The sequence below is a fragment of the Lysinibacillus sp. FSL M8-0216 genome, from assembly GCF_038595555.1.
GTDB classification, from domain to species: domain Bacteria; phylum Bacillota; class Bacilli; order Bacillales_A; family Planococcaceae; genus Lysinibacillus; species Lysinibacillus fusiformis.
In genome coordinates this window covers 2,235,593-2,258,829 of sequence record NZ_CP152007.1, presented here as the reverse complement: position 1 = coordinate 2,258,829, position 23,237 = coordinate 2,235,593, and the positions used below count along the sequence as shown (strand labels likewise).

The 23,237-nt window shown below is 32.4% G+C and carries 33 protein-coding genes; 1 reads left to right on the top strand and 32 read right to left on the bottom strand.

Annotated features, from left to right (window positions below; all coding sequences use genetic code 11):
- Positions 1 to 116: 116 nt before the first annotated feature.
- From MKX57_RS11090 to MKX57_RS10995, 20 genes are all read right to left on the bottom strand, one after another.
- Positions 117 to 281: a hypothetical protein gene (locus MKX57_RS11090; protein WP_342551062.1), complete on the bottom strand. Its 165-nt coding sequence runs from the start codon at positions 279 to 281 to the stop codon at positions 117 to 119.
- Between the two features lie 34 nt (positions 282 to 315).
- Entirely contained in the window at positions 316 to 708 is a 393-nt protein-coding gene (locus tag MKX57_RS11085; RefSeq protein ID WP_342551061.1) for a hypothetical protein, read from the bottom strand.
- Positions 709 to 787: 79 nt separating this feature from the next.
- Positions 788 to 1,015 carry a hypothetical protein gene (locus MKX57_RS11080; protein WP_342551060.1) on the bottom strand — a complete coding sequence of 76 codons (228 nt, stop codon included), beginning with the start codon at positions 1,013 to 1,015 and terminating at the stop codon, positions 788 to 790.
- 73 nt (positions 1,016 to 1,088) lie between these two features.
- Positions 1,089 to 2,189 carry a siphovirus ReqiPepy6 Gp37-like family protein gene (locus MKX57_RS11075; protein ID WP_342551059.1) on the bottom strand — a complete coding sequence of 367 codons (1,101 nt, stop codon included), beginning with the start codon at positions 2,187 to 2,189 and terminating at the stop codon, positions 1,089 to 1,091.
- Position 2,190: 1 nt separating this feature from the next.
- Positions 2,191 to 2,967, bottom strand: coding sequence for a hypothetical protein (locus tag MKX57_RS11070; RefSeq protein ID WP_342551058.1), 777 nt, complete (start codon positions 2,965 to 2,967; stop codon positions 2,191 to 2,193).
- A gap of 11 nt (positions 2,968 to 2,978) precedes the next feature.
- Positions 2,979 to 4,562 carry a DUF6273 domain-containing protein gene (locus MKX57_RS11065; RefSeq protein WP_342551057.1) on the bottom strand — a complete coding sequence of 528 codons (1,584 nt, stop codon included), beginning with the start codon at positions 4,560 to 4,562 and terminating at the stop codon, positions 2,979 to 2,981.
- 1 nt (position 4,563) lies between these two features.
- The gene (locus MKX57_RS11060) at positions 4,564 to 5,538 is read right to left on the bottom strand and encodes a hypothetical protein (protein WP_342551056.1); all 975 of its coding nucleotides are present in this window, start codon (positions 5,536 to 5,538) and stop codon (positions 4,564 to 4,566) included.
- Positions 5,539 to 5,603: 65 nt separating this feature from the next.
- Entirely contained in the window at positions 5,604 to 6,461 is an 858-nt protein-coding gene (locus MKX57_RS11055) for a phage tail domain-containing protein (protein ID WP_342551055.1), read from the bottom strand.
- Between the two features lie 12 nt (positions 6,462 to 6,473).
- Positions 6,474 to 9,221, bottom strand: a complete 2,748-nt coding sequence (locus tag MKX57_RS11050) for a phage tail tape measure protein (RefSeq protein ID WP_342551121.1) — start codon at positions 9,219 to 9,221, stop codon at positions 6,474 to 6,476.
- A 9-nt stretch (positions 9,222 to 9,230) separates the two neighbouring features.
- Positions 9,231 to 9,572, bottom strand: coding sequence for a hypothetical protein (locus MKX57_RS11045; protein WP_340834298.1), 342 nt, complete (start codon positions 9,570 to 9,572; stop codon positions 9,231 to 9,233).
- Between the two features lie 29 nt (positions 9,573 to 9,601).
- Entirely contained in the window at positions 9,602 to 9,940 is a 339-nt protein-coding gene (locus MKX57_RS11040; protein WP_342551054.1) for a hypothetical protein, read from the bottom strand.
- 71 nt (positions 9,941 to 10,011) lie between these two features.
- Positions 10,012 to 10,629, bottom strand: coding sequence for a hypothetical protein (locus MKX57_RS11035; RefSeq protein ID WP_342551053.1), 618 nt, complete (start codon positions 10,627 to 10,629; stop codon positions 10,012 to 10,014).
- A gap of 20 nt (positions 10,630 to 10,649) precedes the next feature.
- A complete protein-coding gene (locus MKX57_RS11030) occupies positions 10,650 to 11,033 on the bottom strand; it encodes a hypothetical protein (RefSeq protein WP_342551052.1) in 384 nt (127 codons plus the stop codon).
- 4 nt (positions 11,034 to 11,037) lie between these two features.
- Positions 11,038 to 11,379, bottom strand: coding sequence for an HK97-gp10 family putative phage morphogenesis protein (locus tag MKX57_RS11025; RefSeq protein WP_342551051.1), 342 nt, complete (start codon positions 11,377 to 11,379; stop codon positions 11,038 to 11,040).
- The gene (locus MKX57_RS11020; protein ID WP_342551050.1) at positions 11,376 to 11,801 is read right to left on the bottom strand and encodes a hypothetical protein; all 426 of its coding nucleotides are present in this window, start codon (positions 11,799 to 11,801) and stop codon (positions 11,376 to 11,378) included. The genes MKX57_RS11025 and MKX57_RS11020 overlap by 4 nt, the downstream gene beginning before the upstream one ends.
- Before the next feature lie 11 nt (positions 11,802 to 11,812).
- A complete protein-coding gene (locus MKX57_RS11015; RefSeq protein ID WP_342551049.1) occupies positions 11,813 to 12,136 on the bottom strand; it encodes a hypothetical protein in 324 nt (107 codons plus the stop codon).
- Positions 12,137 to 12,142: 6 nt separating this feature from the next.
- Entirely contained in the window at positions 12,143 to 12,499 is a 357-nt protein-coding gene (locus tag MKX57_RS11010) for a phage head-tail connector protein (protein ID WP_342551048.1), read from the bottom strand.
- Positions 12,496 to 12,630 carry a hypothetical protein gene (locus tag MKX57_RS11005; protein WP_340834284.1) on the bottom strand — a complete coding sequence of 45 codons (135 nt, stop codon included), beginning with the start codon at positions 12,628 to 12,630 and terminating at the stop codon, positions 12,496 to 12,498. The genes MKX57_RS11010 and MKX57_RS11005 overlap by 4 nt, the downstream gene beginning before the upstream one ends.
- A gap of 98 nt (positions 12,631 to 12,728) precedes the next feature.
- A complete protein-coding gene (locus tag MKX57_RS11000; RefSeq protein WP_342551047.1) occupies positions 12,729 to 13,538 on the bottom strand; it encodes a N4-gp56 family major capsid protein in 810 nt (269 codons plus the stop codon).
- A 122-nt stretch (positions 13,539 to 13,660) separates the two neighbouring features.
- Positions 13,661 to 14,263: a DUF4355 domain-containing protein gene (locus tag MKX57_RS10995; RefSeq protein ID WP_342551046.1), complete on the bottom strand. Its 603-nt coding sequence runs from the start codon at positions 14,261 to 14,263 to the stop codon at positions 13,661 to 13,663.
- Between the two features lie 301 nt (positions 14,264 to 14,564).
- Between MKX57_RS10995 and MKX57_RS10990 the strand changes: the two genes are divergently transcribed.
- Positions 14,565 to 15,227, top strand: a complete 663-nt coding sequence (locus MKX57_RS10990; protein ID WP_342551045.1) for a hypothetical protein — start codon at positions 14,565 to 14,567, stop codon at positions 15,225 to 15,227.
- 130 nt (positions 15,228 to 15,357) lie between these two features.
- Here MKX57_RS10990 and MKX57_RS10985 read toward each other — a convergent pair whose 3' ends face one another.
- The 12 genes from MKX57_RS10985 to MKX57_RS10930 form a co-directional block, all read right to left on the bottom strand.
- Entirely contained in the window at positions 15,358 to 16,275 is a 918-nt protein-coding gene (locus tag MKX57_RS10985) for a phage minor head protein (protein WP_342551044.1), read from the bottom strand.
- Entirely contained in the window at positions 16,262 to 17,722 is a 1,461-nt protein-coding gene (locus MKX57_RS10980) for a phage portal protein (protein ID WP_342551043.1), read from the bottom strand. The genes MKX57_RS10985 and MKX57_RS10980 overlap by 14 nt, the downstream gene beginning before the upstream one ends.
- 12 nt (positions 17,723 to 17,734) lie before the next feature.
- Complete coding sequence (terL, locus tag MKX57_RS10975) at positions 17,735 to 19,228, bottom strand: phage terminase large subunit (RefSeq protein WP_342551042.1); 1,494 nt, start codon at positions 19,226 to 19,228, stop codon at positions 17,735 to 17,737.
- Between the two features lie 111 nt (positions 19,229 to 19,339).
- Positions 19,340 to 20,239: a site-specific integrase gene (locus tag MKX57_RS10970; protein ID WP_342551041.1), complete on the bottom strand. Its 900-nt coding sequence runs from the start codon at positions 20,237 to 20,239 to the stop codon at positions 19,340 to 19,342.
- Positions 20,240 to 20,371: 132 nt separating this feature from the next.
- A complete protein-coding gene (locus tag MKX57_RS10965) occupies positions 20,372 to 20,851 on the bottom strand; it encodes a terminase small subunit (protein WP_342551040.1) in 480 nt (159 codons plus the stop codon).
- A 159-nt stretch (positions 20,852 to 21,010) separates the two neighbouring features.
- Positions 21,011 to 21,169, bottom strand: coding sequence for a hypothetical protein (locus MKX57_RS10960; RefSeq protein ID WP_342551039.1), 159 nt, complete (start codon positions 21,167 to 21,169; stop codon positions 21,011 to 21,013).
- A 6-nt stretch (positions 21,170 to 21,175) separates the two neighbouring features.
- A complete protein-coding gene (locus MKX57_RS10955) occupies positions 21,176 to 21,439 on the bottom strand; it encodes a hypothetical protein (RefSeq protein ID WP_342551038.1) in 264 nt (87 codons plus the stop codon).
- 59 nt (positions 21,440 to 21,498) lie between these two features.
- On the bottom strand, positions 21,499 to 21,684 hold the full coding sequence (locus MKX57_RS10950; protein WP_342551037.1) for a hypothetical protein: 186 nt from the start codon (positions 21,682 to 21,684) through the stop codon (positions 21,499 to 21,501).
- A gap of 94 nt (positions 21,685 to 21,778) precedes the next feature.
- Positions 21,779 to 22,165, bottom strand: a complete 387-nt coding sequence (locus MKX57_RS10945; protein WP_342551036.1) for a hypothetical protein — start codon at positions 22,163 to 22,165, stop codon at positions 21,779 to 21,781.
- A gap of 236 nt (positions 22,166 to 22,401) precedes the next feature.
- On the bottom strand, positions 22,402 to 22,584 hold the full coding sequence (locus tag MKX57_RS10940) for a hypothetical protein (RefSeq protein WP_342551035.1): 183 nt from the start codon (positions 22,582 to 22,584) through the stop codon (positions 22,402 to 22,404).
- Positions 22,577 to 22,846 carry a hypothetical protein gene (locus tag MKX57_RS10935; protein WP_342551034.1) on the bottom strand — a complete coding sequence of 90 codons (270 nt, stop codon included), beginning with the start codon at positions 22,844 to 22,846 and terminating at the stop codon, positions 22,577 to 22,579. The genes MKX57_RS10940 and MKX57_RS10935 overlap by 8 nt, the downstream gene beginning before the upstream one ends.
- A gap of 11 nt (positions 22,847 to 22,857) precedes the next feature.
- Positions 22,858 to 23,073, bottom strand: coding sequence for a hypothetical protein (locus MKX57_RS10930; protein ID WP_342551033.1), 216 nt, complete (start codon positions 23,071 to 23,073; stop codon positions 22,858 to 22,860).
- Between the last annotated feature and the right edge of the window lie 164 nt (positions 23,074 to 23,237).

Genomic DNA, 23,237 nt, shown 5'->3' with positions numbered 1-23,237 from the left:
CAATTTAATACATTAAAGGGGAGAATTAATTTTATAAGCAAGTAATAATTGATTTATCTAAGAAGTAAACAAAAAGAAGCTATCCATCAAGAATAACCTCTTTTAAAAAAATACTATTATTTAATTAAATCTTTAAATAATCTAGCAGCTCTATCTATATTTAGATCCCCTATTTGAAAAAATGTATATCCATCCTTCTCAATTTTCCTTATCTTTGAATTAGGTGGAGCTAATTTCAAACAGCCTTTCATGAATTCTTCTTCAGTAACTATCTTCCCCATTCACATCATCCCCTTAAACTACATTAAATAAACCTTATAGGTTTTTATTATCTCTTTTCGATTTATAATAATGAAGGAACATATTAACCATTAAATCTTCTAAATTCTTTCTATTTTTCTCTACTTCTTTTAATTCTTCTTCTGTCGTAGCCACATTATAAACAATTTCACTTAGACTTGCTCCATTTTTAACTTTAATGTCCCCAACCTGATTTATCTTTTTCCTTACCACTGGGCTTTCCACGAACCTAATAAAACTTTTTACTGTACGACCTGTTTCATTTTTAATCTCTCTCGCTAATATCTTAGCAATCACATTTATATTGTATGAATTATCATATTGCTTAGGCGATTTATATTCAGTAGTTTTGACTTCGCCTTTTTCAAAGTACGTATAATCACATTTCCAATACACCTTATCCTCCATTACAATCACCTCTTACAACATTATTCGAGGTAAGGCTGATATTACCTTTTAATACACTCAAATAAATACAAAGTTCTTATTAGATTTTCCCTTGTTCTTTTAACATTTCATAAAATAGCCTAGCAGCCCTCTCTATATTTAGCTCTCCTATTGTATAGTAGATTGTTCCCTGATCAGTTAATTTTGCTCTAAGTACTTGTCCTCTTTCTTCTGCTTCTTTTAATTGAGATTCGTAAAACCATATAGCAGTAGGATCTGTTAACTCCATTTCAATATCTGTGTTGTGGATCTTTATTTTCCTGCTCACACATCCATCCTTCCAACTAGTGATAATATTGAATTAATTAAACTGAAACATACCCACGTTTGTGGGCTATGTATTATATTTCATATACTCTATTTTCACGTTTTAACTTATCGATAATACTTAAGATTCTACTTCCAAAACGTGCATTTATAGTACATCCATTGTTGTCGTATGTCTCTGCAATACTGATAATACGCATGTTTTCTTTCATATTCCAAGTCTCATTAAAAACTGTTACCTCATCACCAAGATCATAATCTTGTTCAAACTTAAACATTTTGCAATCACGTATTTCAGCATCTACCGTTTTAATTTTGCTATATTCTTTTAGTAAAGCGTCCGATCTTTCGGGTACATCTATATACTCGTTATCTTCTTGTGAAGCAACTTGTAATGTGATCTCTTTTCGGTCAAATCCACTTACTCTACTAGATTCATATAATTTACGACCTGCTCCTGAATTATCTAATAAAGTATAAGCAAATGTTCGTTCATCATTATTATCTTGTATGTATTCCATTCTGAAAATATTCTCGAATTTTTTAGAAAATATTACAGGACTATTACCTTCTTCATTGTCTATGGTTAGATTTCTACCTTTGTAGACATCATAAATTAATTTAGCACTATCAATATCAGCTTTAATTTGCCAACCATATTGATAGATTTCTGAGATTATTTTTATCTCATCGAGTAACCTTGCTTGCTTCGATACCCATCGAATAACGCTACCTGTTTTATTATCCTTAGAAGCTTTTAATATTGGGACTTTACGAGAGGCATCAAATGGATTAATGCAGTGATTATTCACGTAATAATGCAGTACACTTTCCACATTTCCTGTATATGTAATTGAGGATTCATTTTCACGAGGAATAATCTCTCTCCAATTTAAAATGATGCCCAATGTTTTACCTTTGACTATAATCAAACTTGTTCCATCTTCATTATCTTGCATCGTTATGTTCCCAATAACCCCTATTTTACGTTCATCTGATCCAATCATAATAAAAGCACCCATACCAAGCAAATGAGCTTGATTGGATGCTAAATTGATAGTTAAAATAAACTCTCCTACGTCATTATATTTACGTTCAAAAAATAGGGATTCGTATTCATCTATTACAGTTAATCGACTTAAATCATGATTTAAAACGTTAATTTTTACTTTCATATTACACCTCGTCAGGCTTTAAAGCATATTGAATATTATTAATGTCAACAGAATCAACTAAATTATCTCTAACTACTTCAATTTTTGTATGTAGCACATCCCCCAGAACGTTATCCATTTCATACATTTCCTCAACTAATCCGTCCTTAAATACCGATTTAACAAAACTCATTGGCAACATTGCTTTTTTTTCTTTGTAAAAGGATAGGTTCGCATAGGGAACGGTTTTAAATTTTGGTATTTCAACAAATGATGATATATTAACACCAGATAATAATGGTTGATCTAATGTTACTACTTCTCCTAATGCATCTATTACTTTGTATTTTTTACCTTTAACATGAATGGTTGAATTAGCATTAAGTGCTACATCTGATAGCTTTTTATGTACTTTAAATGCTTTCAAATGTTCTAAACTCTCGTTATCCTCAACAATGATGCGTAACATATTATCTCCTTCTTTTAAAATGGCAGGATTTAAATAATAAATGCATTCAGCATCATTAATACTCATCTCACTTATGTCTACATCATTTAAAATAAACTTAGCTTTATACATAGATGGACTAAATGACAACTTTAAATGAAAATCATCCAACATAGTGACAGTTAAAGGTGGTATTTCACCTTCAAAAAAATCAACTTTACTGTGTACTCTAATTGAACTTATTTTGACAGTAGATGAATCAGACATAGTAAATTTTAAGGATAAGTCAAATTCACCAGAAGCAACTAAAGTGGGGAATTTTAGATCTGAAGTGTGCGTGTAGTTTACCAATTTAACTCACCTCACATTTCATCTTTAAATTTAAAGTTTTGTGCTATTGATTTTAATAAAATCTGATCATGTGTTGATTTACGTTTAATATCAATTTTTGTTTTACTATATACTCCATCACCTTCAAATGACCATTTTTCTCTAACAATTCCATCTGATTCAATGGATAATTCATTAAACGTCATGTCTCGATAAGTTGGTATTGAATGATAATTCTCTGTAAAATGGACTTTAGGTTGATAATTAAAAGTTAACAACTCAACGCTTCGACCATTCTCGATAAGATACTTTAAATTACGGTCAACGATTAATGATGCTGTACCGTCATTGTTATCAGTTACACCGATTACATCAAATGTTTCATTTTTACCATTGATTTTATCCCCTACTTTTACTAAGTCACCTTTAAAATCCAATTTGAAAGTTTGATTACCTTCTAAATTAGCATCGTCTTTTGTTATAAATATCAATTCATTTTGGGTTGATTTAATAGCACTGTAAGGAATAGTTGTAATTAACGTATTGCTTAAATTAGCTGTAAAAGTATCTAATAATGCCCCATTGAAATATGTTTCAACACTTAATGGTATGCCCTTCATGTCATGCACTTTGAAATGTACGTCTAATACATCAACCTTTTTCACTTCGATTAATGGAGGAACATCTGCAACAATTGTGTAATACCCTTCATCGTCTGGATTAAGAGTGATTAATGTTTCACCATCAATATTGCACATCGGACGTAAACAATAGTTATTAAATGGTTGTGCTGCAACCTCTAGTTTATCGTTACTTAAATAAAATTGAGTAGTTGAATCCAATTTAGAGGATCGAGTCATGTATGAGTAATTTAATGAGTCATGAGTATGATCGGAATGAACAGTATTATATTTCGAATTAACAAAATACTCTTTAAGCATAGCTGATTTTCGATTCTCTTTTGTTTCAAAATAAGGAATTGCCGCACCTTCAGAAATGCCTTTTCCATCTACTGTATTATAAGTATTATCCCCATACCCCAATTCAGTGACAGAAGGGAGAAAGAATTTATCATCTAATAAATCGTATCGCTCTAATTCATTGATTGTTGGAGAGTAATCATATGTCTCATTTATCCCTACTTTGACTTTAGTAGGTAGAATCGAATTCAATTCATGCTCTCTAAACATTGATACAAAGCCCCTCAAATTGTCGTAAGACTCGTGTCTCCATTCATTTTTAATGAATTCCTTTGAAGGTGGAGTGTCTCTATCATTATAATGATTTGCTCCTGCAATATTTTGAGGTTCAAACCAATGTCCATCACCCAAATCAGAATTTAACCATTGACGAATATTAGATAATCGATAACGGTTATTCCCCACCTTTGCTCGTTGCTCATTTGCGTTATCTGGCTCTTTAGCATCGTATGACATCGTATAAATTACTTTATCAGCAATAACAGTAACCGCATTTAAAGGATAGTTGTTATCTAATTCATGATGGTTCGTTGATACGACTCGCCATGACATAGGATAGTCATTTTTATGGGATTGGAATTTGCCCATTTTAATCTTTGAGCCTATTGGCAAATCTTTAATACGCTGTACATTCAAGCTAAATCACCTCCGTTAACGTAACCTCAATATTTTTAACTTTAATTTGATTTGAGCCACCATAAGCAGTTTCAACCACTTCTAATAACTGTCCGATTGGTCGTGTATGGAAGTGTTCAATTTTACTAGCTACGAATCCCACTGGGTGTGTTTTCCACGTAACGTGACCATTTAAAGAAGATGGATTTAGATTAATACTCATGTTATCCGTATCAACGACAGCAGTAGTATTAGTTACATCAATCTTTTTGTTATCGGCTAAATTGTCATAAAAGAACCCTCGCTCCCCTGCTCCTACTTTCCCTTCAAGATTTCGTTGCATGATTAATTCAGTATAATTTCGCTTCATTAATTCAAAGTCTTTACGCAAATCTGGCACATCTAAGCCTTGTTCAACGTTTTGAATCCAATCATTATATTGTGTGTTTAATTGATCTTTAAAAATAGCAAAGTCCTCAATCATCTTATCCATTGGAATGCTAAAACGAGAGTGAGATAATCCACATACAGAGTCATCTAAACGTTCATCAATGATATTCAGTGTGTTGTTTGTATTTACGACAATTTGACATACCGACAATTCATAAACACCATCTGAACGTGTAATAGTTGGTGGAGCAGGATTAACAGAAGGTAATCCCTCAACAATAAATGCATTAATTGATTTCACTTCTGGTCTTTCATCACATCGAATTACTAAGCGATCAATACGTGAAAATGAATTCTCCAATGGCTTAATATTGAAGAATAAATTGTCAGTATTTTTATACATATGACCTTCAATCATTGCAATTCCTTTTGATAATACAACCTTTAAATTATCTTCAACATCTTGCTCAATATAAAGCATTGGATTGTTATTTGTATGTACTAAACCTGTTGATAGGAAAGTAGAAAAAACCTCACTAAAATCTTCAGCCGAATACTTACGTACATGGTACTCAGATGAATCAAAGAAACTTGATATTTCAGCCATAATAAACCTCCTTATAATTAAGTAAACATATATGTACACATATTACTAATACGTACAAATAATACTCATACCCCTAAATAATTTGTTTCCCACTTCAATTTAACTAATCCTTTTTTAGAATCGGTTTCACCTATAAATTGAATTATGTTGTTTCCTTTTTCAAGATGTATATAAGTAGAACAATCAAAGGTTAATAATCCATAACCCTGTTTTTGTTCACCTTTTGTATTAGTAATATTTACCTCTTTTTGTCCTGTTGTTGAATTAATAATTAATTTCTCATTACTATTCAACTTTTTCCTAAATTCAATCCATTCACCATTTGTTTTATTAATAAACTTCACATTTTTAATTCCACCTTCAAATTCTAAAATTAAAGGTGTACGCTCATTACCTTTATTAAAAAATGTTTGAGTATCAGTATGTAATCCCATTTGTGTAGGTGTGGATTGAGGAAATGTAAATAGTGATTGATAAGGAGTAGTAAATGTATGTTCATAAAACTCTATATCATGCCAAAATGGATTATTAGCAACTAAATTTATGATGAAATTAACTGAATCCCCTATGTAATCACTGAAAATGGGAAGTTCTTCAGCAATTGCATATACAAATTTAGTACCAGCTCCTGCATCATATGTAAGCTTTCCATCTTTCAAAGAAGGATTAAATATTTCACATAATTGTTCTTTGAGTAAAGCTAGTTCACTTCTATGAGATACAATAAGAGAGCCATGAAGTGTTAAATATCGAGGATTTAAAGTGGATAATGTACGCTGTGAACCATGCGAAGAAGGAATATTAGAAGTACGATGATTAGCAGCTACGCTACCAGTACCGTCAATTTTACTCAAGATAAATGAAGAATTAAAATCAAAATCAATCATTTCATTTAAATCATTCGTGAAAGTTACAATTTGCAATATATCACCCCCTTAGTAAGCAAAGCCCATTTGCTCTAATGATTTCTTTGTTCTACGTTCTACTTCGACCTCATTCAAATCACCTTTGACGTAGAAATTTTGTTCTATATGAATGTCTCTTTTACCTTTTTGACCTATTACATCATTTACGGCTGTTTTAACATATCCCACTAATGTGTCAATCGGTGCAACTGCTTCTGCCCCTGCTTCCCCTACCCCTTGTAGACCTTGATTGGCTGTATTAAAGATGGTTGGACTTTTGAAGATTGCACCCTTAGCATTCCATTTGATAGAAGGTACATCAATATCTTTACCGAAAATAGTCTTAGTCGTAGTAGTTAGTTCAATTTTAGGTAATTTAGGAAGTTTGATTTCTGGAAGCTTCAATTCTAAGTTTGTAAAAAAGCCTTTAATTTTATCGATTCCGTCACCGACCCATTTAACCGAACCTTCAATGCTGTCCGTAATAGAGTCAGACATATCACCCCACCACTTATCAATGTCCTTCCACATGGCTTCCCATTCAGATGACACGTTATTTTTGTAAACTTGCCACTTACTGAGAACTTCACCTGTTTCCCAATCGACATTTTGAACATGTTCTTCAGCTTGTGATTTCGCTTCACCAACTACTTTTTCATGCATTTCTTCTGCATTTCTTATCGATTCATCACGCTTGTGTTTGGCATCATCTATGACTTTTTGAGCTTCTTCAGCAGACATTGTACCTGTTTCATCACGTTGTCTAATAGCCCATTCAACAGTTTTGTCATACTGTTCGTTAGCTTCTTTTACAACATCATCTTTTTGTTTTAACGAGTTTTGAACAACTTCTGCTGCTTGTTCTGCTGTAATTTTAGACGCTTCATTTTTAAGATTTTCAAGAATTACTTTTTGCTCTGCTTCACTTTCAGTCATATGCTTAATAGCATTATTTTTCATTGTATCTTGAATTGAATTTATTTCTTTTTGTTCATTCTCTGTAATTGTTCTATTCTCTGCTGCTGCATTAGCAAATATCTCTTTAATTCTATCTGTTCCTGCTTTAGTCGCCTTTTCACGTTCAGCATTATGAGTTTGAACACGTTGTAAAATAGCAGCTTCTTCGGCTTGACTTAAAGATGACGTATTAGCAAAGTGTTGAGTCATTGTTTCTAATTCTTTTGCATGATCAACTTTCATTTCATTTAAAACTTGATCGCCCATCTGACTATAGATTTCAGTCATCTTAGTAGCCATTTCTTGAGTTACTGCTTGTCCAGACCAAGATAATTGATTTAATGAAGTCGTTGCCTCATCCGATAAATCCATAAAGCTACCTAATGCTTTGGCAGTTGATTCAGACACTTTATCTTTCCATGATTCCACTTCAATTGAAGACTCACTAAGATCTTTAGCAACCAACCCTACAGCCGTCCCTATACCTACTATTGCGGCAATAGTTATTCCTACTGGACCTGTCAAAACAGCTAATGCTCCTGCAAAAATCCCTGCTCCTGCACCTGCTCCTGCGAATAACGGAATGATTGAACCGATTGCTCCAATTACAGGTGATAATACAAGTAATAATCCGCCTATCGCACCTACAACTGCCCCTACTGCAACTACCGTCTTAGTTGTTTCTGGTGACATTCCAGACATAAAGCCAGTCAGTTTTTCAATTCCAGATGAAATATAGGGTAATATCTCCATACCTAATTTCATCATTTCAGTAGCTAATGGAACCAAAGAATCCTTCATTGTATTCCATTGTGCCGCCATTTGTTGAGCAGGTGATTGACTAAATGTTTCATTTAACGCTTGTGCTTTACCTGTCGTATCCCCTATTAAGTTACTTGCGCCACCCATAGCTTCGATTACCTTCATACCAACATCTTCAGCCTGTGTACCGTACAATGCAACCATCAAAGCGTTACGTTCTGTCTCATCTTTTGTACTTGCTAAAGCCATGTTTACTTGCTCATATGCCTTACTAGCAGATTCACCACCTGCGTTAATTTGAGACATTATAGTATCCGCACTTAATCCTAATGCTTTAATTGCTTCTTGTTCGCCTTTACCCATATCAGATAATCGTAGGAAGCTTTCCTTAATTGAGTCGCCCACTTTATCTAATTGGAATGCGCCATTTTCATAGCCAGTTTGAAGCATGGACATCATCTGATCAACATTCATACCGAACTCATTTGCATATACCGAGTATTCGGATAAACTATCTAAAAATTCACCAGAATAGTTTAGATTGTTCTGGAATCCCCATGTGATTTTATCCATTGCTTCTTCAGATGAAATACCATATTGTTTCATTAGCATGTCAGCCGAACGTGAAATAGCCCCAACATCCTCATCGAACGTTTGAGAAATAGACATAGCTTGTTGTGTAATTTTAGATAAGTCAGCATCATTTAGTTCTGACATGTGTTGCTTAACCGCTAATACCGCATCAGACGCTTCTTCCATTGATCCAGTGAAACCTGCTTTCCATACGGCTCTAGCTTGGTCTGCTACTGCTTTTGTTTCTTCTGCTGTTGATCCTAACGTAGCTTGGATTTTACGGTTAGCATTATCTGCATCAGTAGCAATAGTCATCATGGCACCACCAATTGCACCAACACCTAAAGCTACACCTGCTCCGATTTTAGCCATGTTAGCACCGACATCTTTAAATTTATTTCCTGCATGTTGCGCTTGGTTCTGTAATTCATTTAAAGAGTTTCTTGCTTCTTCATCTCGTAACACTACAGACATAACTAGACTCATTAAATTCAATTAAACTTTCACCTCAATCTGGTGTACCTTTCCAATACTCATATTCAAAATATTTTTTGCATCTTGTAATATCTCTTCTTCAGATTTATTGCTTTCAATAATGTTACTCATTGAATTGCTATTTGAATTTGACTTATCGGAAGGTTTATTAAATATATTTCGCTTATATTGGTTAAAAGGAACAAAGCTTTCTCTAGTCATATGTGGAACTAAATTAGTCCATAAATGATAAAGCCTGTCATCTTCTTTTTCTTCGATTGCCTTATTGTAGTAGATAAAAACCTCACGAAAACGACCTTTGATAATCCTATCAGCATTGCTACCATAATTTTTATACAGCACATGCTTGACATCGTATTTATCAGGGATTTCTATTCGATTGGTTCTTGAGTAAAAACCTCTGATAAGGCTTCAGTAAAATTAATATCCTTAAGTAATTCAGTAAATAAATCCATAAGGAATTTAATTCCCTTCTTTTTAGTGACCTCAACTGTTGAACCAGTAAGGGAAGCAATTAATGTATATACTTCTGTGCGAACTTTAGGTAATTTACGTAAAGCTTGATTAACCATATAATTCTGAATTGCTTTATTATCCATCCCTTTAAATGCATTTGTATCAAAAGTAATATCTAGCTTGTCGTAGATTTCTAGTAAGTCAAAGAAATCATCTAATTCCCATCCACGTACAGTTACTTTATTTTCAGCCATAATAATTCCTCTTTTCATATTTTTTAATTTTATTCAATATAAAAAGCCTAGAGGATATCTAGGCTAGGTGATCAAGGTGATTCTGTTTCAGGTGGAGATGTTACTTCCTTTTCTTTCGGATAGTAGATTTTATATGGTTGAGTACCATTTAGAATCTGTTGCTCTGAATAGTGACCAGTAAAGTTTAGTGCTAATACTACTTCACCTTTATCAGTTGTTTTGATAGAAACTGGATCTAATTGAAGAACGTTTTCAATTACAATGATAACAGGTTTATTTCTACCTGTAGTTCCTAATCGACCTACGAAAGCAATGTTATCTAGATATTCTTCTAATTTGATTGAGTCACTACCTGTTAGAATGTCATAAGCTTCATCTGAAGTTGTATCTAAATTACTTCCTGCAATTGCCATAGCTAAATTACGAGCTGTGATTTCAAGTAAATTTACTTTCAGTTTTGGATTTGCTGATTCGAGTACATTTAATCCCTTTGCTCGACCTTTTACACCATCAACTCCAATATTGCGAATTTCTGTTTCAATAGAAAATTCATTACCGCCCTGCGTGGCACCTAACTCTGTACCTGTAAATTCACCGTTTTCTAATTTTGTATTCAAATAAATAGCCCCTGCATCCAACATGATGCGATCTACAATTTTATTTGAATAATTACGTGTATTTAATGTCATTTATGTATTCCTCCAATTTGTCAATGGCGATTGTACGCTTTAACGTAAAATTTTAATTTCCTATGTTGCGTTGTCTTATCTTCGTCTGGAACTCGAATACGATTAATTTGATTAATCACATAACCATGCTCGGAATCAGAGTCACGTAGATACTTTAGACAGCTTTCAACTTTATCTGCTAAATCTTCTGTCTTCATAAAGACATCTTCCTTAGAGGTTGCTTTATGCCATACATCTACATCGAGAAACAACTCATCTTTGAGACAATCTAATTCATTTTGAGTTGTAAAATCGACAATGATATATGGAAATTTGGCTGTTGATGATGCTTGTACTATGTAAACAGGCGCAATGTCTGATAACTTATTCATGATGAAATCGTATTTAGATACCATACTCCCCATTTAATCACCCACCTTCAAAAATACCTTCTGCAATTTGTTTAAATTTACGAGTGTTTTCTTGTAAGGCAGGTGCTAAAAATGGTTGTGCTTCAGTTTTAGATGTTCCAAATTCAACATACGGAGCATGTTCACCTAATTCTTTATTACATCCTATATCTACTTTGTCCTCTGAAAGTTTCACATCATATTGAATCGATCTGCGTAAGTCACCTGTATCAACTGCTGCACGTACTTTAGCTTCAGATTGACCGAGTTGCCCCCATGCTTTAAGCACAATTGCTTTTTTAGCATCTAGTTCGTCAAGAATAGTATCTAAATTACTTTCTACTATAACTGTGATACTCATAAAACATCACCCACATCAAGGTTTAATGTGTAAGTTAAAATATCTTGTGCTGTTTTAAAGTTCGCAACAGTATCTAAGCTTTCTTTGATTCGGGCTGACACATCATGGCTATTAAGATTAACTAACTCAACCGATGCAATGTTAGTAGGTAGAGTCAATTCACTCCCATATACTTGGATACGCAATTGCATCTTAGGATTAGTTTGTACATTGATATATCCTAAAATGGGATTACCACTTAAATCCGTCCCAATAACAACTTGTGTTCGTGTTGTTGTATGAGTCCATCTAATATGACTCCCACTAGGGATAGGCTTAACAAATACTTCTTCTCCTAAATCGTTAAGTAACCGTACTTGATTCCAATTCTCTACTATGTATTGACGAAGATCTATGTATGCCAATTCTTGTACTTCTGACATTCTTTCACCTTCTATTCTTCTATTTCTTGATCTGGATGGAATTTCAATTCAACCTCAAGATGATGGTTTCGATTCATGGGATTATCAACAAATGTAACTTCATATACTCGTTTTTTATTACCGTTACAAGTCACGTAATCTCCTATTTGAATATCATCTACACCACAGATTAAAATGTGTGTAGACTCTTCAACCATCTTCATTGCCTTTAAATTAACCCCACCAGAAAGCAAATCAATTACTCCACTCACATTGCAATGTTTATTGTAATCATAATGAATCCTACCCATAATTAATGTTTCTGTAGTACGATAAATTTCAATTGAATCATTCATAATGAATCACCTCAACGAAATAAATCTAATTGGTTTACTGGTATTATTTCCATGACAATCTACAATGTAAGGCTCAAGTAACGACAATAAATATGCAGGGATTTCGTCTGAAAATGAACTTGATTCCCTTGATAAGCTGTAGCTTGTTAAACCTGCCTTAGTCATAAAATATTCAATAATTTTAGAGATGATGAAAGCTAATCCATCATCTAAATTTGATAAATCTAAGTGTAATCCTGTTTTATTTTCTACGAATTTGACAGTTGAAGGGATAAGCATATTGATTTGTTCATCTTTCTCGCTACCTTTAATATTTAAAAAAGATTTAACTGTTAATGAGGAAAAATATGATTCATTCATCATTTATCACTCTCTTCAGTTTTCTTAACTTGTTTTTGTGCTTCTGGATTCTTCTTAGGAACAGTTTTAGGTTTCTTAGAATCCTGTTCTGTTACTTTTTCAACATTCTTTTTACGATGTCTATTCAATAACATAATTACACCTCCGTTTTAAATTTAAAAAGAAGGGATATTCCTACCCCTTCAATTTAATTATTATGTATACATAAATGTTTAAGTTTTACTAATAAGTATTATTTAGTTGTAATTAATTTTACTGCTTTTGATTCATTTTTAAGAGCAGCTACGTAATGTTGATTAGCTACTAACACATCTAATCCTGCTAGAACATCACGATCCTTCTCCACATTTGCATCACGTTTAAGATAGATACCTAATGCACCTTCTTTAATAATGAAGTTAGTGTACGTATTGCCAACAGAATCGAATGGAACTTTACTAGAAGCTACAACTTGTGCTCCTGCAATTTCACCAATAACACCTGTCATAAATGCCTTTTCGACACCTTTGATGTATTCTGGGCTTTTACGGATTGTCGCTTTTTGATTCGGGTGAATAAATAATACTTTTACCTCATCATCTTCTTCTACGAATTTATCAATAGCGTCAACAATTGCATCGTAAGAAATTGCTGTACCTGCTGTATGCACTAATGTTGCTCCTTTAAGAGCCTTCACACAATCAGAGTCCACCTTATCTGCTAGTGATTTTTCTAATTGTGAGTATGTTTCATCAACAGGATTCCCATGTGCTGATAACATTGCTTCATCTGTTAATTCCACAGCCTTTACTGCCTTTTTAACTCGTACTTCTTTTGAAGCAGTAGTTAATTGTGTAGGTGTAACTGCTACTCCCTCTGCTACATCTTCAGCCTCACCGATATAAACGAAAGAAGGGATTGTAACGGCATCCCCTGCTTGACCGACTAAAGTTTGGTCAATTTCTGCAAAAGGTGCGAACTTTAGTTTAGATGGTAATTGAGCTGAAAGCATGTCAGCCATCACCTGTGGATTGATTTGATTAGCTAATTTTGTTTGTGTCATATTGAATATGCACTCCATTTCTTTTTTGTTTTTAGTATTTTTATCTTTAATGTCTTAAAATCCAAAACAAGACAAAATAAAAAGAACAGGTTTACGACCTATTCTTAAATTCGATTAGTTAGTTATTTACGTAATTCATTGTATAAAGTTGGGTTTGTATCAAATAATTCTGTTCGTTCCTTTAAGCTAAGAGCATTGAACTCTGCTTTTGACATACTACCTACTTTATCTGTACCTTGCTTATGTTCTGTACCTTTTTCACGGTACAATTCACTCGCTTTAACTGTTACTGCATTATCAATGATTTGCTTTAATACAGTTACCTTCTTAACAATATCTTCCTCATCGTTACCGATAATAAGTTCTGTTGCTTCAAGTGCGATTGATTGTTTAACTAACTCTGATTGAACAAAGAAGCCTAACTTTTCTTGTTTTAATGCTTCATTTTCCAATTTAATTTGCTCAATTTCATGTGCCTTTAATTCTTCTTCAGACATTTTATCGATTTTAAACTTTTCTAATTCTTCGTCTTTATCTTTCAACTTCTTACTGTATTCAGTACGAATTTTATCTGTCTCGGATTGTATTAGTTTTTGAACATCTTCCATTGTGAGAGTTTTAGTTTCTTCCTGTTGCTCACTTTCTGTACTCGTTTCAGTAGTTTGTGTTTCTTCTGCGAAATATTGTAAGTCTAATTTTAATAAGTCATAAAATATTTTTTTCATAATTAATATTGCTCCTTTTAAATTTACTTATATTAACCTCTTTTAATTTAATTTTGATATTATAGCTTTTCAAATCCAAACTATTCAAGTGAGGTTGTGTCCATGAAAAATACGAAAAAGAAAAATTGTAATGTTGTACTTTAATTTACCTGTTATAATAGTACTATGATTCTTATAACTTTAAAAAATATTTTTAAGCTTTATGAATCACTTTTATGTAATAACTTTCTATTTATATAGAAAATTTTATCAATCTTATTTTCTATATAAGTAAATCTTAAAACAAAGGAAGTGACTCTTTTTGATAATCACTAATGTAATGAATAATCTAAATACCTTGACTGGTCGTGTTCGGACGCCTTTTCGGTTCGACTATCAGTATGATAATTCTGTAAACCTTGACGAAGGTGAAGTAGGAACAATATCAACTTTTTTCAACCAAACTGACGGAATTTGGAAAATAATGATTGTAATCACTAACAGTAAGGGCGATCAATCCGCTAAACAACTTGTTTTCTTCAGACGCTCTGATGAAGAGCTTATCTTTAATGGTTTTTGGGAATCAATCTCCTATTGGGATGTTAAGAAAATAATTTGCCAAGCGCCAAGTTGGAAGATGAACAACTTTTGGGAAGATTACGTTGACCGTTTAACTCAGCTCACAGAAAATATGATCCGTGAAATCACCGAAAATGAATTTGATAATTCTGTTCGCGAAGCTCTTAATCAACAAACAAAGCGTCATAGACAAAGAGGCGGAGACAAGAATGAAGAATCAATATTCCCTTGGTATCTACGAAATAGCAATACGATTAAACCAAATCAACGGAAGAAAATATCTTCAAGATATGGATATCCTGTTTTGGAATGGCTTCTTTCAAATAACTTGACTTTAGTCTTTACGTCAGACATTAAAAACTCTAAAACTATTTACATTAACGATTTAGAGAAAATCATTAACTAAAACGTTTATCCATTAGTTCGGGGAACCTGTATGGTGATATAATCTTGTCATATTTAATCACCATAATAACTATACTATTTGCCTCCTCGTCAGGGTGGCAAGGTTGATTATATGCTTATAATAATATTTACTAATTTAAATTGTGTTTCCATTTGTTAAAATTGGTATACTTTATTATTTCACCTTTATTTTGAGCATCCCTTGCTCTACGTGCTTTTGGCTCTAATCCCTCAAAGATAGCAATAGTAGTACACCTACAATTAATATCTTCTTTTGGATCACCAAACTTCTTTGGTGCTTGTGCTTTGCGTCCACTTTTTGAGATGAAATAAGCATCTACATCAATCGTTTGACCATCTAAGTGTTGATGCGTTTTTCTGGTACGGCTATCTAAAGTAGAAAGCCATCTTTTCTTCATGATGACGCCCTTATCTTTAGCATCTTGCATTACCTTTAAATTAGCATCTTCACTAGCTCGATGGATCTCTTCTTGTATGATTTGTAGTGCTTTATTTTTACCAACATTGACACGTTCTTTCACATTATCAATAGTTTTTTTGTAATCGTCACCTTGCACTAGAGCAGTTCTAATTGTACTTTTAATGCTTTTAATTAATGCATTATTATCATCATTAATCGATTCATTCCACTTTACGGCTAATAAGTCATTGAAGACAAATGAATTAGCTACCTGTGGAGAAAGTAATGTAAAGATACTTATAGCTGCAACAGATTCAATTGCAAACCCCCTATAATAATATGATTCAGTAAATGAGGTTGTAATAGCTTCTTTCGTAATCAATTCCTGTTGCCTTGAAAGAACTTTAATACGCTCTATAAATGAATCCTCTAATGACTCCAAATAGCCATACTTTTCTACACCTTCTAAAGTAACTGAACCGTCTTCACCGTAATCTTCATACATTTTGGAAATTTGTTGACGTAACGCATCCAATTCATTCAGATACAACTTAGCTATTCTACGTTCGTTTTCATTTTGAATGGTACGAATCATTTTGATAAATTCTTTATATCTACTTTGATTCATCTGCATTACCTTCTTCTAAATTTCTAACATTATATAATTCCTCTACTGGTGTATTAGGATTAGTTAGTTGTACATAAGATGATTGCTGTTCTTTTCCCCATTCAAGTAATTCGTACTCCGAATTATCTACGCTTGTCATTAGGTCAAGGACAGATTTATGAGATAATGTCTCTTGCATCTTACTTGCCCAATTCGCTTCATATTCAAGATCTGGTGGAAGGTTACGTTTGAATGTAAAGTAAATGTCAAGATAATCAATATCAATACCAATTTTCTTCCATCCACTTGTAATGATTTTAAACTGTTCGGTTAATGAACGTTTAAATTTAGCTTCCAAGGCGATACATTTGTTGCTTAGTGCCTGTAGTTTATGCTTTAATGCAATACCCGAAAGATTGTTGAATTTTTCGTCATTGAAGTTGACCGATTCAGAAAACTGGAAGATATTTTGTTCAACACGATCAAGAAAGGAATCGCTAAACGTTGCATCAAGTGTTTTAGTTAAATATTCAACAACATCTTCGGGGTCTAATTCTAATGCACCTAAATCTATCATTGATTTGACTACTTTATCATCAATTCCATTTTTACTTTTAAACAGTAACAAAGACATTGAAAAACCATTTAACTCATTATTATTGTTTGATAAGACTGTGTTATAGGCATCAATCAGTGAAAACACTCTTTCCCCATCGGACATTGATTCCTCATTATTTTGGAAATATACAAAAGGACAAAAATCAAATACATGCTGAACAGGATTATCACTATAATCTGCATCAAGAATGTATTTAACTATGTCCTTATCCTTACCTGTGTTCTCTACAAAGTATGTAATTCCAAATTCGTCATAAAACTCCACATATGTAACTAACTCATCGTCATCGTTGTAATCCTTAAAAAATCGCAAAGCATATTCGACTTCTTTATGTTCATTTAGAAGTACGATTACTTCATTCATTTTAAGATTTACGACTCTTGTATAACCTTGTTTATCAGTATAATATTTGCGAACACCGTCACCACAGACACTAACAATTTTCGTCATCTCAGCATCGAGATCTGGTATGTTATTACGTAGTAAAAACTCAGTTAATACATTACTGTGTGATTTATGTTTCAATGAAGCTATTTCGGATATTTCACCATCAATTTCTCCATATGAATTTTTATCTATCGTATAATTAATAGGGATTCCAGAAAAGAAACCAGTCTTATTATTCACAATCAACGAAAAGAAATCATTAGTTATTTTTTCATTAGATAGTGCGTATTCTGGCATTTCCCTTTTTTTAATTGGTGCATCACCTAAGTATCGATTCCAAAGCCTATCAACATCCGTAATTTTACCTTTATGATCCTGTAGTAATTCATCAATCATTTCTGAATTGATTGGAATCCCTTTTTTCAATTTACGTAAAATCTTATTTTGTATTTTTGTATTCAATTTATCACCTTCTTATTTTAAATACGAAAATATTGATTTAACTGCTCTAATTGGTTTACCGCCACTTTCAATTAATTCGACTAATCCAGTAATGCAGTCTGGCGCATCGTCCCACTTGTTATTTTTAAAAATACGTTGAAATGAAATCAATGCTAAATAAAACTTATTCCATCGTTCATTCCAATTTGAAGGAAAATAAACTAATCGCTCCACAGTCGAGGACATAGATAAGATACGTGATTCCTTATTTTTAGATTGGTGGAACGTTTTAATAGTTGTTAAATGATTATTGAATTGGGAACGCAATATCTTTTCAACATTACGAGCAATTACTGAGCCTGCTGCATTACCTTCAAAAGTAACCTCATTCGCTTCGTTTTTATGTATAACTTCAGCCAACATATACTCTGTTTTATCCGATGATTCTTGAGAATAGAGAACATCGAGTATGTATAATTCATTATTGAATACTCCACTGATCACACAACAAGTCCAGTCTTTACCTTTATCCGCATAATCAACATATCCTATTACTTTGGTGAATAAAGGTTTATCGTATTCATTAACAGGAATCTTTTTAAACGTTTTAAAATGCGTGTAAAGTCTCCCTGTCAATTTGATTGGTTCTTGTTGGTAGTTACTCATGAAAATTTCTGGCGACATTGTTCTTTTGCGCTTTTGATACATCTTAAAATCAAATATTTCATCACATAACATTTCACCAGTTTCTTCGTTCAAACAAGCTGCTAATTTTAATTCGTACCAATCAGAACTCTCACGTTCAAGTAATCGACCTGTTAAATCATTGGTACTCCACCTAGTCATAATTAAAATAGTTTTACCACCTTTTTCTATGCGAGAAGCAAAGGTGTTATCGTACCAGTTCAATATCTTTTCTAATGCATCTTCATTAAAGGCTTCTGAATCATCCTTTGTTGGATCGTCAATTACTCCTACAGTTGCACCCATACCAGTAATTGCAGAACCAATAGAAGTTGCATAATAGTTTGGTCTTTCACTACCTTCTAATGACCATTTTCTTTTAGATGAATCACCATACTTTAATTTAGTATCTGGAAATATATCTGCATATGTAATATTAAGATCATCGCTCATTCCAACATCAATTCCATCTCGTACTTGTTGTGCGAATAAATCAGCTAAATCTCGTGAATATGATACAGTTATAATCTGTCGCTTATTATTCTTACCTAGTAGCCACATTTCAAGGTTTTTAATTGTGAATGACTTACCGTGTCGAGGAGGAACATTGAGTGTTAAATTTTGATAAGGCTCATTAGTTGTAGGATTAATAAGCTTATCTTCTATAAAGTCCTGTAAAGTGTTACAGATGGTTTTCAAGAAGGTACGATTTGGTTTATAAAAATTAGGATATAAAACTTTGCAGAACTCATAAAAATCATTCTGTGCATCTTCAATTATTTTTTCTCGCTTTAATAGCAAATACATATTTAACTCTTCTTCAGTTAAATGGTCTAAATTCATTCGCATACTCCTTTATAGTCCTTTCAGCAGCACCCTAATTAATAGTTTGCTGTTGGTAGTCCTAATTTATTACAAAATAAAAAAGCCATGCAATATGCACGACTTCAAAAATTATAAGTATTGATCCACATCATTAGCGTATACGTCGATGTAGTGTTTTGTAATTGTCTCTTTACTTGAATGACCTGTTTGCTTTGCTATTACAGGAATATCAGCACCATTTTTATACATGTTTGTGATTTGCGTTTTACGTAACGAATAAGGAGCTAAACCGTTTAACCATCGTTTAACATGTTTATTATAAACATTTGCATCTAATTCAGCACTTGAATAATTACCATGCTTATCTGCTTTGCCTACAAAATAATCATCTGAATTCAAATCAAACGTTTTAATATACTTTTTAACTGCATTTACACATTCAATTGTTAATCGTTTCTTATGTGGTACTCCTTGCTTATGAAGGGAAATTAATACTTCATTATTATCTAAATTGAAATCAGATACCTTCATAGTTACCATTTCACTAGGACGGTTAGCAGTAATAAGATTAACAAGTAGTATGGCACGTTTACGAATATCGCTCTTTTCTTTCGTATCGTATTTATCAATCATGCCTAATACTTCATCTTTATTTTCGGCTTTAGTCTTAGCTTGAACACTTGCCAACTTCATGTATTCACCAGTTTTATATAACGCTCTCATTGCTTTTGTATTCGTGGTTTGTTTATCTGTTTGTTTTAAATCGTACTGATATTCAAGGTAAAATTTTAATGCTGCATGTTTACGGTTAAAAGTATTCAACTTAACCCTCTTCACTTGCACCTGTTCAAGTAGATACTTTTCAACAGTTTCAAATGAATCCTCTGGATAAGATGAAGCCTTAGCCCATTTTACATATAGATTAAATTCACCTTTATAATCCTGTAACTTTTTTAAATTTGATTGCTCAACTATTTCATTCATTTGTTTTTCATGGATCGCTTTGTTTAATGGTACAACATTAGTCATATAGTTAACCTCCCAATGGAAATACTTGTTAGATTAACAATACACTTTCAAGTACCAAAAAGCAATTATTTTATGTACCTGAAAAATCACATTCTCACATACCTAAAAGGTAGTTTTTTGGTACTTGAGAAATTAATGTTCAATTCTATTGTTTTCAAATTTATGTAACAACTCCATTTTTTCTTCAGTAGTCATTTCAGATAATCGCTTTAAATTATCATCAGTATTAACGACAACTTCAGATTTTTCTGGAGCATTCCAACCGTTCATCTGATTGAGCATTTTCATTGCTTCTAATTGTTGACCAATCGGAAATTCAGAAACAGTAATAATATGTTCTAACTTTCTAATTACATCGGCACGATCAAGTGAACAATAGATACTATTTAATTGATTACAAAGGTTTATGTATTTTTGAATATAAGCCTTCTTCAATAGCCGACTCGCTTGGGTTGTATAACTAGCATCACTTGAACATTTATATCCTGCCTCTTTGTATGCTTGGGTTGCATTTCCTCCATTATTTAAATAGGCATCACAAAAACGAAGCTGCTTAAAATTTAATTCGCTCCTTACCTTTGCAATCTCATTTTGCAACTCTTTTTCTTCCATTGAATATCACAACCTAATCATTTTTTTAAAATGTATTACTTTTTTAACTCTAGTCCATCTTGAACCACTGTTACATTTCCATATTTATCAATCATATATTTCATTTCAATAATTCCTCCTTTACGCATAATAAAAAGGCATTGAAATGAAGCAACACCCTTAACGTGATTCAGTAACAATTAAATCAACAAACGTATTTCCAAATAGAATCAATCCAGTTTCAATCAACTTTTCTTCATCTTCAATAGTAGTTAATTCATGTAAAGCAATATTTAATGGTTTATTCTTGTAACTCTCTATATTCATTTCCCATTCCATCCCCTTTTAACATCCTTCTAATTTTTCAAACTTGATTTCATCACCTGTTATCAATACTTTAAATTCGTTAAATTTGCATCCGTCTTCAACTACTTCAAATAATGGAGAAATAGCAATATACTCAAATTGATTACTGTAATAATGGTGAGTACACTCAACTACCACTACACGACTCAATATACAATTAACGAGTTGGTAATTATCAAAAAGTAACTCGTTTGAAATATAAAATCTCCCAAAACGTTTATTTAATTTTTCATCAGTATTCATCCTAATCTACCCTTCTTTCATTAAGTTAAAATAATCAAACAATATCATAACCTAAACACTTACTTCATCAGATTTTTAATAACCTTATTCGTTTTATACATATTAGCTAATGATGTACTAATCCAAATAACATAAATAGTTGCTGCTATGTATGCAGGAATAAATACTATCCACCAAGACCATGAAATGATACCTGTTACCTTTAATACTAAAAATACGATTGTTAAAAATTCGAGTAATCCCAATTTGGTAACTCCTATAAAATAAGAGGGAAGGTCAAATTTAACCCTCCCTCTTAAATCATGTATTTTTATAGTTAAAAAGTTGGCTAAAATATCCCTATATAGCATTTTCCTCTTCAACACTTTTTTCCACCTGTTCACGAGCACTATTCAATACTGTTCGATATGCTTCTGACATATAAATTGATTCTTTCTGTTTTCCGTCTGTAATGTGCTCAAATTCTTCTCCGAATAACACAAGACAAAAATCTTTCAAATCGACATTATCAAACTTTTCCTTATTCAGATAACTAAATACCTCAACGAATGGAACTGGAAAAATCGGATCTTCATAATAACTATTGCAACAAATCGCAATGTTATCAGTATAGATATTTTGATAGTCATCTATTTTAAACACTTTACAATGTAACTTTAATATGGCATCTAAATAATCATCTAATTTGTCCATTAATAATTTGTAATCATTTTTATATTGTTGCATATATGCTGAATATTCATCAACTGTATTAACAAACGTCCACAGATAATCTGAAGCATCCTCGTATTGTTTTACTAATTCTTTTTTATTATGTATTTCCTATTATGTTCAATATTAATTATATGTACACATATATGTTTACGTTTAAGCATTAGTTTATGTTTTATCATTGATGAAACATGTTATTGCAAGGTATTCAAAATAATCACGTACTCTCTCATAACCTTGACCATATCCAGCTAAGAAAAAAATATTCTATCTTCCTCATATTCATCTAAAATCCATTCGTACTCCCAAGGATCAATCAAAGCACAACCAATTTGCACCTTATTAATTGCTTCATGAAGTACACCGAATTTCAATTGAATAGACTTACCTTTACTAATACGCTTTACTATCTCATCCACACTCAATTTAACCATGTTCCGATACCTTTTTTAATTCTCTTTCCAGATGTTCAACCAAGTTTCCATCTCGCCATTTTAAGGAATCTAATGTATGTGCAATATCGTCATTCATTGCTCTAATCGTTATATTTGTAACTACATAATTCGAGTTAATAATATTATCGATGTGCTTATCAATCTCAACAGAAACAACTCTATTATCCTGTTTATTGTCACACACATAATCCTCTAACTGTTCAATAATACTCGCTTTTTCTAAGTGAACTCCTCTTATCATTACTGAATCCCCTATTCCTGTGCTTCGACATTTAAAAGCTTAATCGCTTCCTGTTTTTTAATATTAAAATACTTTGCTACTTCATCACCTAATGCAGATTTGACCTCTTTAACATCTAAATATTGAGTATTGATTTTCGCATGAAGCTGTTCACCTTTTAAATCAACAATACTCTTATACGTATTTTTTAATACATTCATATAATTATCTGTATAAGTTTTTAACATCAATAAACTCCTTCCCAATTAAAATTAACGTTACTATCACGTATTACAATACTTTTTATCTTCTCGCCAAATGATACAGCAGTAATAACGAAGCTTGATGTGATATCTTCGATCATAGAGTCATTCACAATGATTCGACATGGTTTATCTACGTAAAGACTACA